A 13,557-nucleotide genomic window follows, 5' to 3' on the forward strand; every position below is an offset into this window, starting at 1 on the left:
GTTGGACAGCAGGCCCCGTTTAAACTTTCTGCCCGGCTGCCTCGAGGATCAGACCAGCGATCGCGTCGGGTTGCGATATCAGCGCAAGGTGGCTTGCTTTCACTTCGATGGTCTTGGCGCCCATCCGCTTGGCCATGAAGCGTTCAAGATCAGGATTGATCGTCCGGTCCTCGGTCGAAATGGCATAGAAACTCGGCTTCGACCGCCACGCCGCATGCGTCGTCTTGCCCGCGAGCAGAGCCTTTTGGAACGGCTCCTGAGTCGCATAGAGGACCTTTGCCTTGGCTTCCGGCAGGTCGCCCGCGAAATCGCGCAAGAATGCAGCCTCGGAAAGACGCCCTTCGTCGCCGTCGAAAACGATCCCCGCGGATGCCGGCGGCGTCGGAAATGTCTTGGCCAACGCGGTGTAATCCTCGCCCGCGTCCGGCGCCCGCGCCGCCACATAGACAAGGGCCGACACGTTCGGATGCACGCCGGCTTCCGTGACGATCATTCCGGAGAAGGAATGTCCAACCAGCACCGTCGGACCATCCTGTCGCGCCAACACGCGCTCGGCCGAAGCCACCGCTTCGGGCAGCGTCGTCAGCGGGTTTTGCACGGCCGTGACATTGAGCCCTTTCGCCTGCAACCGCAGGATTACCTCGGACCAACATGATCCATCGGCGAACAACCCGTGCACCAGCACGACATTTCGGGCCGCCACCGGCGCTTGCTGCTGAGCAGCGGCGGCCGGGATCAGCGTGCTGACCGCACCCGCAGCCGCCACGCTCATGAACGTGCGTCGATTCATCGGATGTCTCCTTGTGTTAAATTGGAGTTTGAATCAGCTAGACGAGAGTGCCGGCGAAACAATGTTCAGCGCTCTCAAACTCGTCATAGGCTCGCGGCGTGACAGGCTTTCGCCTGAGCCATCCGCGCAACAGTATATTCTGAACGAAACGGCATTTTGTTACGCGGCGTCACGGGGGCGTGATTCTGCGTTCTCGCGTGCGGAATTTGGCACCGGCGCCGCGCTAGGGTACCGCTTTTTTCGACGCCAGTTCGCGATAGCGCTCGCGGCTTTTGAGCAAGTGTCCGCGCATGGCGTCCCTCGCCTTCTTTGGAGAGTGGCCGCCGATCGCCTGGAAGATCGCCTCGTGCTCTTTCTCGATGCGGGCGAGATATTGGCGCGGACCTTCGGCGGTGCCCTCAAACGAGCGGATGCTCTGCCGCGGAATGATCAGGCGGCCGAGAAAATCCAGGAACTCGACAAAGCGGCTGTTCTGGGTCGCGGTGGCAATCGCCTGATGGAACGCGAAATCTTCCTTGATCGCGCGTTCGCCACTGGTGATGGCGTGGCTGAAGACGCGATGGGCCTCACCGATCGCCTTGACCTGCGTTGGCGTAGCCCGTTCGCTCGCAATCGCGGCGGCTTCCGATTCCACCGCCATGCGCAACTCCAGAATATCGAGCACGCTGTCGAGCGAACCGAGACCTTCGGGATCGATCGCATAGGGTTGCCGGCTGACGTCGCGATCGACGAAGGCTCCCGCCCCTTGCCGCGTGATGACAAGGCCGCGCGCGCGCAACGCCGCCACCGCCTCGCGCACCACGGTGCGACTCACGCCCATGCCCTTCATCATTTCCTGTTCCGAGGGCAGCTTGGCGCCGATCGGCAATTTGCCGGACATGATCTGTTCGGCCAGCCGGTCGACCACTTCCGAACTCAGGCTTTTCGGCGCCTCCAGCGGCCGCAGCAGCAGCTCGCGCTGACGCTGCGCGGTATCGGACGCGGCCGAGCTTGACTGATGTTGTCGGGTCATCGTACAAGTTTAGCATAGCCCCGGCGAGCCGGCAAATCCACGAGACGTCGATTTCGGATTTGTCCGGCCGTGGGCGGCTCGTCTACAACACCAAATCAAGAAAACAGGTCAGCAAAAGACCGCGCACTGAACACCACCGGGAGGAGAGCGATGAAGCGTCGCGATTTCATGAAGCTTGGCGTTAGCTTGGGCGCCGCAGGTTTGGCAGGCGGCGTGCCGTTTGCAGCGAACGCGCAGACCAAGGCGGTGTTCAAGGCCTCCGACGTCCAGCCTCCGGGCTATCCGACGGTCGCCGCCACCGAAAACCTCGGCAAGAAACTTTCTGAGGCGACGCAAGGCCGGCTGTCGATCCAGATGTATCCGTCGATGCAGCTCGGCGGCGAAAAGGAAACCATCGAACAGACGCAGATCGGCGCGATCCAGATCTCGCGCGTCAGCGTCGGCACGATGGGGCCTATCGTCGACGACATCAACGTCATCAACATGCCGTTCCTGTTCAAGAACACCGCGCATGCTAACAAGATGATGGATGGGCCGATCGGCCAGGAATTGCTCGACAAGATCACCGCAAGTCCGAACGCCAACCTCGTCGCGCTGTGCTGGATGGATTCCGGCGCGCGCAGTCTTTACAACACCAAGCACCCGATCAAATCGATCGAGGACGTCAAGGGACTGAAATTCCGCGTCATCGGCAATCCGATTTTCGTCGACATGATGAATTCGCTCGGCGGCAACGGCATCTCGATGGGCTATGACCAGGTGTTCAGCGCGCTGCAGACCGGCGTGATCGACGGTGCCGAGAACAACATGCCGAGCTACGTCTTCTCCAATCACTACACGGCGGCCAAATACGTCACGCTGACCGAGCACCTGATCATTCCGGAGATGCTCGTGTTCTCGAAGCGGATCTGGAACACGCTGTCGGCCGGCGACCAGAACCTGATCAAGAAATTCGCCCGCGAAGCCCAGCTCGAAGAACGCGAATACTGGAATCAATACGAACAGAAGGCGATGGAAAAGGCCAAGGCCGCCGGCAGCCAGATCATCGAGATCGCCGACAAGACGCCGTTCCAGAACGCGGTTAAACCGGTCTGGGACAAATACGGTCCGAAATACCAGGACATGATCAAACGCATTCAGGGCATTGCGTGATCCCGTCATTGCGAGGAGCGTAGGTGACGAAGCAAACCAGCCGAAATCAGCCCCGGCTTCTGGATTGCTCCGCTCCTCGCAATGACATTTTCAAAAACTCGACATTGGTCGGTCTGAATTCGATAACGGAGGCAGCGTAACGCCATGGCAGCCACATTCCGCCGCGCGATGGACGCCCTCTATCTCCTATGCGTGATCGTCGGCTGCACCGCGCTGGTGCTGATCTCGGCGATCATCCCCTGGGCGGTATTCACGCGCTACGTGCTCAACAGCGCGGCCTCCTGGCCGGAGCCGCTCGCGGTGCTCCTGACCATCGTTCTGACCTTTATCGGCGCGGCCGCGGCCTATCGGCTGAACCTGCACATGAACGTCGGCTATTTCGCCGATCAGTTACCGCAGCCTTTTCGCAAGCTGCTCGAACTTCTGGTCCAGATCCTGATGGCGCTGATTGCGCTGTTCATGATCGTGTGGGGCGAAAGCCTCGTCGAGGTGACCTGGCACAACACGATCGCCGATTTCCCGTTCCTGTCGGTCGGCGTCACCTATTTGCCGATTCCGATCGGTGGCCTGTGCCTGCTCCTGTTCATCGTTGAGCGGATCTGGTTGGGGATTCCACCCGATCCGATTCCCGCTCATCACGAAGTTGCCCCCTTCGAATAAGCGAGAGAGCACCGTCCATGGATATTTTCGTTCTTCTCGCCACCATGATCTTCTGCTTCGTGATCGGCATGCCGATCGCCTACTCGCTGGCCTTTGCCGCGATCGCCGGAGCCTGGTCGATCGGCATTCCCTTGGAAGCGGTGATGCTGAAAATTTCCGACGGCGTCAGCAAGGTCGCGATGCTGACGATTCCATTCTTCGTACTCGCCGGCGCGATCATGGCGGAAGGCGGCATGGCGAAACGTCTGGTTGCGTTTGCCGACGTGCTGGTCGGATTCACGCGCGTGCGCGGCGGCCTTTCCGTCGTCAACGTGCTCGCCACGACGTTTCTGTCCGGCATTTCCGGCTCTGCCGTGGCCGACACCTCAGCGATCGGCTCGGTGATGATCCCGCAAATGGAGAAAGCCGGGTTTCCACGGGTGTTCGCCACTAATCTGACCATCACCTCCTCGGTTCAGGCGCTCCTGGTTCCTCCGAGCCACAATGCGGTTTTGTATTCGCTCGCGACCGGCGGCACGATTTCGATCAGTGCGTTGTTCATGGCCGGCGTCTTTCCTGGATTATTGCTCGGCTTCTCGCTGATCGTCCTTTGTCTTGTGTTCGCCTATCGCGACAACCATCCGCGCGGCCAGACCGTGGCGGCCAAGGACGCGGTGCGCATCACGATCGATGCCGCCTGGGGCCTCATCACGCTCGTGATCATTCTGGGCGGCATTCTCGGCGGCATCTTCACCGCGATCGAAGCCGGCGCCGTCGCCTGCATCTGGGCATTCTTCGTCACCATGTTCGTCTACCGCGACTACAAATGGCGCGACCTGCCGGTGCTGCTGCACCGGACGCTGCGCACGGTCGCGATGGTGCTGACGCTGATCGCCTGCGCCTCCAGCGTCGGCTATGTGATGGCGCTGACGCAGATGCCGGCCAAGATGACGGCGTTCTTCCTGTCGATCTCGGACAACAAATACGTCATCCTGTTTTTGATCAATATTCTGCTGCTGGTGCTCGGCACGCTGGTCGACATGGCGCCGTCGATCCTGATCGCCACACCCATCCTGCTGCCAGTTATGCAGAACTTCGGCGTCGATCCCGTCCATTTCGGGATGATCATGCTGCTTAATCTCGGCATCGGGTTGTGCCATCCGCCGGTCGGCGCGATCCTGTTCGTCGGCTGCGCGGTCGGCAAGGTGACGATCGAACAGGTGATGCGGAAGATCTGGCCGTTCTACGGCGTGATGTTTTTCGTGCTGATGCTGGTTACGTACCTTCCGGAAATCTCGCTGTGGCTGCCGCGGCACGTGCTGCGGTAACAGATACGCTTACTTCGCTGACTCGCCGGTGGTTCGGGGACCTGCGAGTTCGCTGATCTCCATCTTGTTCGCGGTATCGATGACCTTGAGATAGGCGCGCCCCACCGCCTCGATCCCCCAGGCCGGCACGAGGTCGATCGTATCGGCGTCCGAATGATAGAAGATGTGGTCGATGACGTGGAAACCGGGCGCGCGCGTATAGATATGCTGAAGCTCGCCGCCCGGCCTTCCCTCTGGCCGCGCATAAACCGCAACGCCGAATTCCTTCATCGAGCTCAACACCACCCTCCGCAGCGCCTCGCTGCCGCCGACGAACCAGCGGCGCGCGCTCATCTCCGTTGAGGTCATGATGCCGGAGCCAAGGCGATAGGTCTGCGTTTGCGAGGGATGCTCGCAATTGACGATCAGCGCGGTCTTGTCGAGAAAATCGCGCATGTTCTGGCTGATCCACCTGATGCCCGAAGCGCCGTGATGGTGATCGGGCGTGGTGACGAAAGTGATGGTGCGCCGGCGCTGTTCCTTGGGCAAAGCCGCATAATGACGGGCGATACCGAGCAGCATCGCGATGCCGGACGCGTTATCGAGCGCGCCGTCGAACATCGCATCGGTGTGCGCCATGATCAGGATGTTTTCGTCGCTCATGCCCGGCAGCACGCCCCAGACATTCGCCGTCTTCAACCCGCTCTTGCGTTCGATGTCCGCGCGCAGCCTTAACGTGACATCCTTGCCGGCCTCGATGGCCTCGCGGATCGAGGTGCCTTCCTTCATGCTGATGGTCAGCGTCGGCACCGTGGTGCCCGCGCCCGCCTCCGGCTCGGTCGTGATATTGCCGGGAATGTCCATGACGATCAGCACCATCGCCGCACCCGCTTTGTTGGCGCGCATCATCGAGCCGCTCCAGCGCGCGAAATGATCGCGGCCGCCCGGCGTCGGGTTGCTGTAGAGAACCACGGCCTTGCCGCGGACGTCGCGATCTCTGAAATCGGCCGGCGTGCCGAGCCCGAGCCAGACGGCCTGAGCTTCGATCGTCTTGTTACCGGTGCCGACCGTGTCGGTGATCGGAAACGTGGTCTTGAGCGGGGTGACCGCGTTGCCTACGACCAGGCTCGCCTCCCACGAATTCGGATACCACAATGGCGACATGTCGATGTCCTGCCGCCTCACCTGCTCCAATCCGATCGCCTTGAACTGTCCGGCGACCCAATCCTGAATCATCCGGTCCGACGGCATGCCGGCGATCCGGCCCCAGAACTGATTGCCGTCATCGCGGCTCTTGCGCGAGATCGCGGTGATCTCGGGGATCTGCTTTTTCATCGCCAGGCCGTCGATGTCGGCATAGGCCTCCTCGCCCGGCGGCAGCGGCCATCGCAGATAGGCGTCGTCGGGCAGGAACAATTTTCCCGCATCATCCGGCAGGCGCAGATCGTCTTCGTAAAGTTTCTTGACCGGCGGGGCCGAGGTATCCTTGGTCAATCCTTCGGTCTGCGCCTGGGCAAAACATGGCCCGACCGCGCCCACCAACAACATCGCCGCAACAACGAACTTCTTCATGACCATCGCGCTCCCCGCCAGATCATCCTTCGATACAGGCGGCGTGGCACCGGTTGAAGCGCTTTTCGGCAAGGGCTGCCCCGCAACGGCAACCGATTTTCTGCCGCGCTGCACGCGTCGATGTTGAAGTTAAGCCTCAAGATGATGGTTTAGGCTTTCCTAATCCGATCAATCAATTGCCGTTGAGCCTTCGGCCCGAGCCTTAAAAGCTCAGGCGTAGATTCGTCCCCGGTGGGAAGAAAAAACGGCGGGGGCCAAACATGACCATCGAAATTCTGATCTACCCGACATTGGTGTTTTTGGCGGTCACGCTGACCGCAAAACTCATCGAACGTCAAAGCGACGTGCTGTACGGACCCTATATCCAGGGCCGCAGGACCGCCGTTGCGGAAGCGCGCGATCAACTCGATGCGTTCTTGGTCGCCATCGGTGTGAAGCGGGAATACAGCCGCCTCGCAATGAAGTTTGCGACCGTCAGCATCTTTGCATCAGCGATCATGGGCTGAGGTGAGATGCGATGAACCTGACCGACCATCCATGTGAAACGCAGCCGGGACTGAAGATCGTCTGCGAGGTCTGCGGGAATTTATCGATCAAGCCGATCGATCCCGCCAACGCGCTGGACGGCGCCAGCGTCTATTGCCGGCGCTGCAACGCCGTGCGCGGGACGGTCGCCGACCTGCGCGCCTTGGCGCGGCAATCGACCGGCGAATTCGAGTTCTAGTTGAAGCTTTAAAAGAACCGGAAATTGATCGTGGCGAGGCTGTCGACCGGGGCCTCGGCCGGGCGCGGCTGAAAGCGCAGGCGCTCGGAGCGCATGTTCAGGAAACCCCGCAAATCGACCTCGCTTTGCCGGATTCGGTTGCGGATCTCGCGGCGGTCGAACTGGGTGAGTTCGGGGCTTGCGAGCTCGCGCCAGGCCTCCCGCTGAAGCGCCATCAAGACACCGATTTCGCTACTCAAAACGTCGGGCTCAGTCATGTCATCCGACCTTCTGTTTGAGAAGAATCCACGCCTCCAATCTCGCCCGCCAATTGCTTAAAAATGGTTAACGAAAGCCTTACGCGAGGCCAGATGCCGTCAATAGACCCCGGCGGCGTTCGCGCGGCAGCATCGCCGGTGACCTGATGGCGCGCGAAGCTTGTTTGATCCGCGGCCGTGGATCTGGCTTGCAGCCTATTGTGCACCGCATCGCAAACCGTCCGGCCGACCGGCGCCGACGCAACGCTGACCTGTCGCGCGTGATTTTGATCGCGCCGATTTCGGCCTTTTGCTATGGGCCATCCCATAACAATAAATCGTGGGAGGTTTTCTGATGGTCGATCGTCGAACGTTCACCGCGCTGCTTGCAGGCTCACTCGCCGCTCCCACCCTCGCTTTCGGTAAAACCATGACATCCAAAAACGTGTTCTATTCGGCAGTCGGGCCGGAACTGACGCCTTACAGCGTCGATGTCGACAAGGCTGAACTGTCCAAGCAGGCCCCGGTATCGACGGCGGCCAACATTCAGTATGCCTGGCCGCACCCCTCAAAACGATATCTCTATGTGGTCTCCTCGAGCGGCGGACCCGCCGCAGGCGATGTCACCGGCAGCACGCATGTCGCCAATGCGTTTGCGATCGATCCGAAAACCGGCGCACTCAAGCCGCACGGCGAAACGGTGAAGCTCGCCACCCGGCCGATCCACACCAGTGTCGATCATTCAGGCCATTTTCTGCTGATCGCCTACAACAATCCGTCCAGCCTGACGGTGCATCGCATCAACGCCGACGGCACCATCGGCGATCGCGTCGAACAGCCGAACAAGCTCGACACCGGCATCTTTGCGCATCAAATCCGCGTCACGCCGGACAACAAGCATGTCATCCTGATTACGCGTGGCAACAACGCGCCGTCGGACAACCACGTCGATCCAGGCTCGATCAAGACCTTCGCCTTCAAGGACGGCGTGCTGACGAATCTGGCGGCGATCGCGCCCGGCGACGGTATGCATTTCGGACCGCGGCATCTCGACTTTCATCCGAAGAAGCCCTGGGTGTATGTGTCGATCGAGAGCCAGAACCAGCTCGCCGTCTACAAGCTCGACGATGCGGCCGGCCTGTCGCGCGACCCGCTGTTCGTCAAGAACACACTCGCCGACGCCAATTCGAAACTGCGGCAAGCCGCCGGCGCCATTCATGTCAGCCCGGACGGCCGTTTTGTCTATCTCGCCAACCGCGCGTGGTGGACGAGCGACTTCGAGGGCAAGAAGGTTTTTACCGGCGGCGAGAATTCAGTCGCGGTCTACTCCATCAATCAGACCACCGGCGAGCCGACGCTGATCCAGAACGCCGACGGTCACGGCAATTACCTGCGGACGTTCAACCTCGATCCGAGCGGAAAGCTTCTGATCGCCGCACCGCTGTGGGCGATCGCTGTGCGCGACGGCAACACCGTCACGACGTTGCCGGCGGGCCTCGTGCTCTACCGCGTCGGCAATGACGGCAAGCTCACCTTTGCCCGCAAATATGACAACGAAGCCACAGAACAGAAACAGCAATTCTGGGCCGGCATGGTCACACTGGCGTCCTGATACAACGCACTGGCCTGAGCTTTGCTTGGCGTTCGGCACGACTGCCCATCTACCCGCGTCTTGAGGAAATCATGTCCGAACGCTCTACCAGCCGTCCCAGCCTGATCACGCGCCGTTCCCTGCTCGGCACGGCCGCCGCGATGGCCGCCACGCCTGCGCTGGCGGAGGAATGCCGGGTCGGGCCGCCGCCGCATGAGAAAGGGCCCAAGGTCTGGATGGATCTCGATCAGGTCGAGCTCGATGCGGCCTATGACCAGGCCGTCTATGCGCCGATGATCAGCCAGTTCAACAAGCGCTTTGCCTCCTCCAGCGAGACCACACGAAAACGGCTCGGCGCGCCCAAACGATTTGCCTATGGGCCGACCCCGATCGAAGGCCTCGACGTCTTTCCGGCGCGCAACGCCAACGCGCCGATTTTCGTGTACGTCCACGGCGGAAGGTGGCTCTACGGCAGCGCCAGGGATTACGCTTACGCCGCCGACCTCTTCGTCAATGCCGGCGTCAACCTGGTCGTGCTCGATTTCATTGCGGTCAACGCCGCGGGCGGCGATCTGCGGCCGATGGCCGATCAGGTCCGCCGCGGCATCGCCTGGACCTACAAGAATGCCGCGAGCTTTGGTGGCGATACCAAACGCTTTTACATCGGCGGTCACTCTTCCGGCAGCCACCTCGCCGGCGTCGCCATGGTCACCGACTGGCAGAAGGATTTTGCCCTGCCAGCCGACATGATCACCGGCGGCCTGCTGATGAGCGGCATGTATGACCTGAAACCGGCGCGGCTTTCGGCCCGCAGCAATTACGTCAAGTTCGATGACGACATGGAGCACTCGTTGAGTACGATCCGGCACATCGAGATGTTGCGCGCGCCCGTCACCGTGACCTACGGCACCTTCGAGACGCCGGAATTCCAGCGCCAGTCACGCGAGTTCGCCGCCGCGGTCAAAGCCGCCGGCAAACCGGTAGAGCTTCTGGAAGCGCCGGACTTCAACCATTTCGAGATGTGCGAGAGTATCGGCAATCCCTACGGCCCGAACGGCCTCGCCGCGCTCAAGCTGATGAAGCTTGCCTGAGCGCGCCACGAGGCGAGCGGCGAAAGGCGCCACGAATAAACCGCTGCGCCGGTGCCTCGAAGAAACGGAAAGTGAAATAAGACAACAACAGCGTCGTGAGCAGATAGACTGACAACAACGCGCCGCTATAGACGGGAACGGGACGCTTCGCGAGCGCAAAGCAAAGCACGATCACGAGCTGGATCGGAAAGTGCAGGAGATAGCTCGAATAGGTCATGTTGCCGGCCGCGACGATCGTCGCCTGCATCCAGCCCGGCACGGTGATCTTGCGCGACAGGCAAAACAGCAGAAGCGGCGTAGTGCCCAAAAACAGCGGGAAGCTGATGTGGTCGAGTTGGTCACCCACCGCATGGATGACAGCCGGCGGGATCACGGCTGCGGCGAGCCAGGCGCCGGCTTCGATCATCGTCCGACAGCGCGATTCGCTGACGGCACGCCGCACTATTGCCGCAAGCCCGCCGATATAGAAGAACGCCAGACAATAGACGACCTGCCAGGCCACGCCCCGAAATCCCGCGTCGAGGCACGCCGCGACAATCACGACATTCAACCATGCCGATCGCGTCAGGCGAAGCATTACGAAGAACAACAGATAGACCAGCACTTCGACCGAGACCGACCAGATCGGCCCGTCGAAACTCTGGCTCTGCGCCACGCCCCAATCGCTCACCATCAAGAACTGGGTGAGAAAGTGCCAGACATCGTTGTTCTGATAGACGAAGAAACATCCGTACAGGTTGAAATAGACCGACTGCAACAGCGCGACAACGAGCAGCGTCACCAGATGCAGCGGATAAAGCCGCGAGAACCGCAGCGTAAAGAATTGCCAGCCACCGACGGCGCGCGTGGCGATGGGCTCGCGGTATTTCCAGAAGAAAATGAATCCGCTGATGCACCAGAACACCCAGACGCCAAACGCGCCTGAATCGTGAAACGGCCGCAGCAGGCCGTAGAGCGGCAGGCGCTCGGTCACCAGCCCGATCGGCTTGTCGGCCACGAAGAAGAAGTGGCGATAATGGAAGACGAGAATGGCAAAGGCCGTGAGAAAGCGCAGGACTTCCAGCCCGAGGAGCTTGTTGGTTTCCTCGCCGGCAATCGGTTTTGAAGCCGGTGGCGCTAGCGGGTGCTGCATGTGCCCGACATCCACTTCAGCACCGCGGCATCCCACACCGCGTAACCGGCGGCATCGAGATGGACGGCGTCAATCGTATGTGGCGTCGGCATCGGCGGCAATGCGACGAAGGCCGCGCCGGCTTTCTCGGCCACAGCAGGCAGAATGGCGTTAAGGGCGTCGATACGGCCCATCGCCTCGTTGCGCATTTCCGCCGTCACGCGCCCGCGCATCTCGATGGCGGGAATGCCGAGCACGGCAAGATGGTCGGTCACCGTTTTGAGCTGTGCGAGCAGCGATGCATAGTTCGCCTCGAACGCCTGCGCGCTATGCGCCGGCAGCGCGTCGTTGGTGCCGAGCGCAACGAGGATGGCGGCGGCGCGGCGGCCGTCGAGCGCCTCGAGCAGCCAGGTGCCGAGATCGCTTGTCGTCGAGGCGCCGTTGAAGCCGGCATTGACGATCGGGTGATCGCAGAGCGAACGCGGTAGCGTCGAGGCTTCCGTGATGCTGTCGCCAAGAATGATGATCGGCGCGTCGAAGCGGCTGAACGTGTAGTACAGAACGGCCAGACGGGCGTGCCGATGGGACTCGGCAACATCTTTGCGAAAATATGAAATGCCCGCCGCGAGTGCTGCGATCGCAAGGACCGCCAGCACGGAGTATTGGACATTCGCTTTGGTGATTCCGCGCGTTCTCACAGCGTTTTCATCCAAGGAACTGGCGCAAAGCGCTAAAATAGCGGGCGGAGTCTTAAAATATCATTCGCCGAAAATCCCGACTTGGCCTCAATCGCGCCCCAACCTGTAAAGCTTGACAGGTGCGGCCCTGTCGTTCTCACAATGCACAAGCCCAAAAGAAGCGAGGGAGCGCCATGGCGCGAAAACTGATCGATATCTCGGTGCCGCTGCAGAACGACGTGCCGGCCGATCCGCCCGGCATCAACCCGCGCATCGAGTATCATGATCACCAGCAGAGCCTGCCGCGCATGCTCGGATTCTTTCCGGGCCTGAAGGCGCAGGATCTGCCAGACGCTCAGGGCTGGGCGATGGAGACGGTGCAGCTCTCGACCCATAACGGCACCCACCTGGACGCGCCCTATCACTACCATCCGACCATGAACCGGGGTGAGCGCGCCTGGACCATCGAGGAAGTGCCGCTGGAATGGTGTTTTCAGCCCGGCGTCAAACTCGACTTCCGGCATTTTCCCGATGGCTATGTCGTGACCGCCAAAGATGTCGAGGCTGAACTCAAGCGCATCGGACATACGCTCTCGCCGCTCGAAATCGTCGTGGTCAATACCTCAGCCGGCGTCAAATACGGCCAACAAGACTTCGTCAATTCCGGCTGCGGCATGGGATACGAGGCGACGATGTATCTGCTCGAGCGCGGCGTGCGGCTGACCGGCATCGACGGCTGGAGCTGGGACGCGCCGTTTGTCTTCACCGCGAAGAAATATGCCGAAACCAAGGATGCCAGCCTGATCTGGGAAGGTCACAAAGCGGGACGTCACATCGGCTATTGCCACATCGAGAAGCTGCACAATCTGGAGAGCCTGCCGCCAACCGGCTTCATGGTTTCCTGCTTTCCGGTGAAGATCGAACGCGCCTCCGCAGCTCGGTTTGCAACATCCTGCTTTTGAACGACGACGTAACTCCAATGGATTTCGTCGTGACAGTGTTGCAGGATTTTTTTGACCTCGACTTTGACGAAGCCAATAAGCTCATGCTTCGCATCCACCACGAGGGCAAGGCGGTCTGCGGCAGCTGCGAGCGCGACGAAGCTGAAAGAAGGGTATCCAACATCCTGGCGCTTGCGGCCAAACATGGCCATCCGCTCAATTGCACCCTCGAAGAGGCGAACTGACGCCGGCGGCTGCCCCGCGAAGCGCCCAAAACAGGCCCAAAATCAAACGTCGTTAAAAGATTGTTAACGCGGACCCACCAGAGTGGGCGCTGGTCTAGCCGTGTTGTGGCGTTTGCGCCCAGGCAGAGGCGGCAATCGCCGATATCGCCTGCCGGCCACCGGCAGTAGCCGCGTTTTCCGTATCGTAAGGCGTCGCGTTCGTAACCCAAGACCTCTCGCAACGGCGCCAACACCATGAAGACAGCCGCTTACCTGGATCGCGTGACTCGGCAATCCGCCCGCTTGATCGAATTGCGGACCGCGCGGCGGCATGCTGAGCCGCAGAAGAAACAATCCCCGGATCATGCGGGACTGCGCGAGATACACCGCTGCGAGGTCTGCGGAACCGTATCTCTGCGGTCGGTGCTCAACCTCGGCAAACATCCCCTGTGCGACGATCTGGTTCCGATCGGCGACGCGCGCGTCTGCC

The 13,557-nt window shown here is 60.9% G+C and carries 16 protein-coding genes; 10 read left to right on the forward strand and 6 right to left on the reverse strand.

Annotated elements, in window-relative coordinates; genetic code table 11:
* Nucleotides 1–19 precede the first annotated feature (19 nt).
* Together ABSE61_RS29500 and ABSE61_RS29505 are read right to left on the reverse strand one after the other, a co-directional pair.
* Complete coding sequence (locus ABSE61_RS29500) at nt 20–790, reverse strand: alpha/beta fold hydrolase (RefSeq protein WP_423874692.1); 771 nt, start codon at nt 788–790, stop codon at nt 20–22.
* A gap of 223 nt (nt 791–1,013) precedes the next feature.
* Nucleotides 1,014–1,802: a FadR/GntR family transcriptional regulator gene (locus ABSE61_RS29505; protein WP_423874693.1), complete on the reverse strand. Its 789-nt coding sequence runs from the start codon at nt 1,800–1,802 to the stop codon at nt 1,014–1,016.
* Between the two features lie 150 nt (nt 1,803–1,952).
* On the opposite strand from ABSE61_RS29505, the gene dctP reads away from it, so the two are divergent.
* The 3 genes from dctP to ABSE61_RS29520 all read left to right on the forward strand — a co-directional run bounded on the left by dctP (nt 1,953) and on the right by ABSE61_RS29520 (nt 4,921).
* Nucleotides 1,953–2,954, forward strand: a complete 1,002-nt coding sequence (gene dctP, locus ABSE61_RS29510) for a TRAP transporter substrate-binding protein DctP (RefSeq protein ID WP_423874694.1) — start codon at nt 1,953–1,955, stop codon at nt 2,952–2,954.
* 144 nt (nt 2,955–3,098) lie between these two features.
* Nucleotides 3,099–3,614 (forward strand): TRAP transporter small permease, encoded by a 516-nt coding sequence (locus ABSE61_RS29515; RefSeq protein ID WP_423874695.1) that lies wholly within the window; start codon nt 3,099–3,101, stop codon nt 3,612–3,614.
* Nucleotides 3,615–3,631: 17 nt separating this feature from the next.
* The gene (locus ABSE61_RS29520; protein WP_423874696.1) at nt 3,632–4,921 is read left to right on the forward strand and encodes a TRAP transporter large permease; all 1,290 of its coding nucleotides are present in this window, start codon (nt 3,632–3,634) and stop codon (nt 4,919–4,921) included.
* A 9-nt stretch (nt 4,922–4,930) separates the two neighbouring features.
* On the opposite strand, the gene ABSE61_RS29525 is transcribed toward ABSE61_RS29520, so the two are convergent.
* Nucleotides 4,931–6,472, reverse strand: coding sequence for a M28 family peptidase (locus ABSE61_RS29525; RefSeq protein ID WP_423874697.1), 1,542 nt, complete (start codon nt 6,470–6,472; stop codon nt 4,931–4,933).
* Between the two features lie 260 nt (nt 6,473–6,732).
* Here ABSE61_RS29525 and ABSE61_RS29530 point away from each other — a divergent pair, with 260 nt between their 5' ends.
* Nucleotides 6,733–6,978: a hypothetical protein gene (locus ABSE61_RS29530; RefSeq protein ID WP_423874698.1), complete on the forward strand. Its 246-nt coding sequence runs from the start codon at nt 6,733–6,735 to the stop codon at nt 6,976–6,978.
* Nucleotides 6,979–6,989: 11 nt separating this feature from the next.
* Nucleotides 6,990–7,196: a hypothetical protein gene (locus ABSE61_RS29535; RefSeq protein WP_423874699.1), complete on the forward strand. Its 207-nt coding sequence runs from the start codon at nt 6,990–6,992 to the stop codon at nt 7,194–7,196.
* Nucleotides 7,197–7,204: 8 nt separating this feature from the next.
* Here ABSE61_RS29535 and ABSE61_RS29540 read toward each other — a convergent pair whose 3' ends face one another.
* On the reverse strand, nt 7,205–7,453 hold the full coding sequence (locus ABSE61_RS29540) for a hypothetical protein (protein WP_423874700.1): 249 nt from the start codon (nt 7,451–7,453) through the stop codon (nt 7,205–7,207).
* Nucleotides 7,454–7,787: 334 nt separating this feature from the next.
* On the opposite strand from ABSE61_RS29540, the gene ABSE61_RS29545 reads away from it, so the two are divergent.
* Together ABSE61_RS29545 and ABSE61_RS29550 are read left to right on the forward strand one after the other, a co-directional pair.
* Nucleotides 7,788–9,044: a lactonase family protein gene (locus ABSE61_RS29545; protein ID WP_423874701.1), complete on the forward strand. Its 1,257-nt coding sequence runs from the start codon at nt 7,788–7,790 to the stop codon at nt 9,042–9,044.
* Between the two features lie 71 nt (nt 9,045–9,115).
* Nucleotides 9,116–10,114 (forward strand): alpha/beta hydrolase, encoded by a 999-nt coding sequence (locus ABSE61_RS29550; protein ID WP_423874702.1) that lies wholly within the window; start codon nt 9,116–9,118, stop codon nt 10,112–10,114.
* Here ABSE61_RS29550 and ABSE61_RS29555 read toward each other — a convergent pair.
* Both ABSE61_RS29555 and ABSE61_RS29560 read right to left on the reverse strand, forming a co-directional pair.
* Entirely contained in the window at nt 10,092–11,246 is a 1,155-nt protein-coding gene (locus ABSE61_RS29555; protein WP_423874703.1) for an acyltransferase family protein, read from the reverse strand. The two genes, ABSE61_RS29550 and ABSE61_RS29555, sit on opposite strands and share 23 nt — an antisense overlap.
* Complete coding sequence (locus tag ABSE61_RS29560; protein WP_423874704.1) at nt 11,231–11,923, reverse strand: SGNH/GDSL hydrolase family protein; 693 nt, start codon at nt 11,921–11,923, stop codon at nt 11,231–11,233. The genes ABSE61_RS29555 and ABSE61_RS29560 overlap by 16 nt, the downstream gene beginning before the upstream one ends.
* A 173-nt stretch (nt 11,924–12,096) precedes the next feature.
* Between ABSE61_RS29560 and ABSE61_RS29565 the strand changes: the two genes are divergently transcribed.
* The 3 genes from ABSE61_RS29565 to ABSE61_RS29575 all read left to right on the forward strand — a co-directional run.
* Nucleotides 12,097–12,864, forward strand: coding sequence for a cyclase family protein (locus ABSE61_RS29565; protein ID WP_423874705.1), 768 nt, complete (start codon nt 12,097–12,099; stop codon nt 12,862–12,864).
* Nucleotides 12,865–12,881: 17 nt separating this feature from the next.
* A complete protein-coding gene (locus ABSE61_RS29570; protein ID WP_423874706.1) occupies nt 12,882–13,088 on the forward strand; it encodes an ATP-dependent Clp protease adaptor ClpS in 207 nt (68 codons plus the stop codon).
* A 234-nt stretch (nt 13,089–13,322) separates the two neighbouring features.
* Nucleotides 13,323–13,557 (forward strand): hypothetical protein (locus ABSE61_RS29575; protein ID WP_423874707.1); only part of this gene is annotated, 235 nt, incomplete at its 3' end.

The organism is Bradyrhizobium sp. (genome assembly GCF_049519115.1).
Lineage (GTDB): Bacteria > Pseudomonadota > Alphaproteobacteria > Rhizobiales > Xanthobacteraceae > Bradyrhizobium.

Bases quoted from the DNA above. Each gene is read 5' to 3' on its own strand.
- ABSE61_RS29500 (WP_423874692.1), bottom strand. From the start codon at position 790: ATGAATCGACGCACGTTCATGAGCGTGGCGGCTGCGGGTGCGGTCAGC.
- ABSE61_RS29505 (WP_423874693.1), bottom strand. From the start codon at position 1,802: ATGACCCGACAACATCAGTCAAGCTCGGCCGCGTCCGATACCGCGCAG.
- dctP (WP_423874694.1), top strand. From the start codon at position 1,953: ATGAAGCGTCGCGATTTCATGAAGCTTGGCGTTAGCTTGGGCGCCGCA.
- ABSE61_RS29515 (WP_423874695.1), top strand. From the start codon at position 3,099: ATGGCAGCCACATTCCGCCGCGCGATGGACGCCCTCTATCTCCTATGC.
- ABSE61_RS29520 (WP_423874696.1), top strand. From the start codon at position 3,632: ATGGATATTTTCGTTCTTCTCGCCACCATGATCTTCTGCTTCGTGATC.
- ABSE61_RS29525 (WP_423874697.1), bottom strand. From the start codon at position 6,472: ATGAAGAAGTTCGTTGTTGCGGCGATGTTGTTGGTGGGCGCGGTCGGG.
- ABSE61_RS29530 (WP_423874698.1), top strand. From the start codon at position 6,733: ATGACCATCGAAATTCTGATCTACCCGACATTGGTGTTTTTGGCGGTC.
- ABSE61_RS29535 (WP_423874699.1), top strand. From the start codon at position 6,990: ATGAACCTGACCGACCATCCATGTGAAACGCAGCCGGGACTGAAGATC.
- ABSE61_RS29540 (WP_423874700.1), bottom strand. From the start codon at position 7,453: ATGACTGAGCCCGACGTTTTGAGTAGCGAAATCGGTGTCTTGATGGCG.
- ABSE61_RS29545 (WP_423874701.1), top strand. From the start codon at position 7,788: ATGGTCGATCGTCGAACGTTCACCGCGCTGCTTGCAGGCTCACTCGCC.
- ABSE61_RS29550 (WP_423874702.1), top strand. From the start codon at position 9,116: ATGTCCGAACGCTCTACCAGCCGTCCCAGCCTGATCACGCGCCGTTCC.
- ABSE61_RS29555 (WP_423874703.1), bottom strand. From the start codon at position 11,246: ATGCAGCACCCGCTAGCGCCACCGGCTTCAAAACCGATTGCCGGCGAG.
- ABSE61_RS29565 (WP_423874705.1), top strand. From the start codon at position 12,097: ATGGCGCGAAAACTGATCGATATCTCGGTGCCGCTGCAGAACGACGTG.
- ABSE61_RS29570 (WP_423874706.1), top strand. From the start codon at position 12,882: ATGGATTTCGTCGTGACAGTGTTGCAGGATTTTTTTGACCTCGACTTT.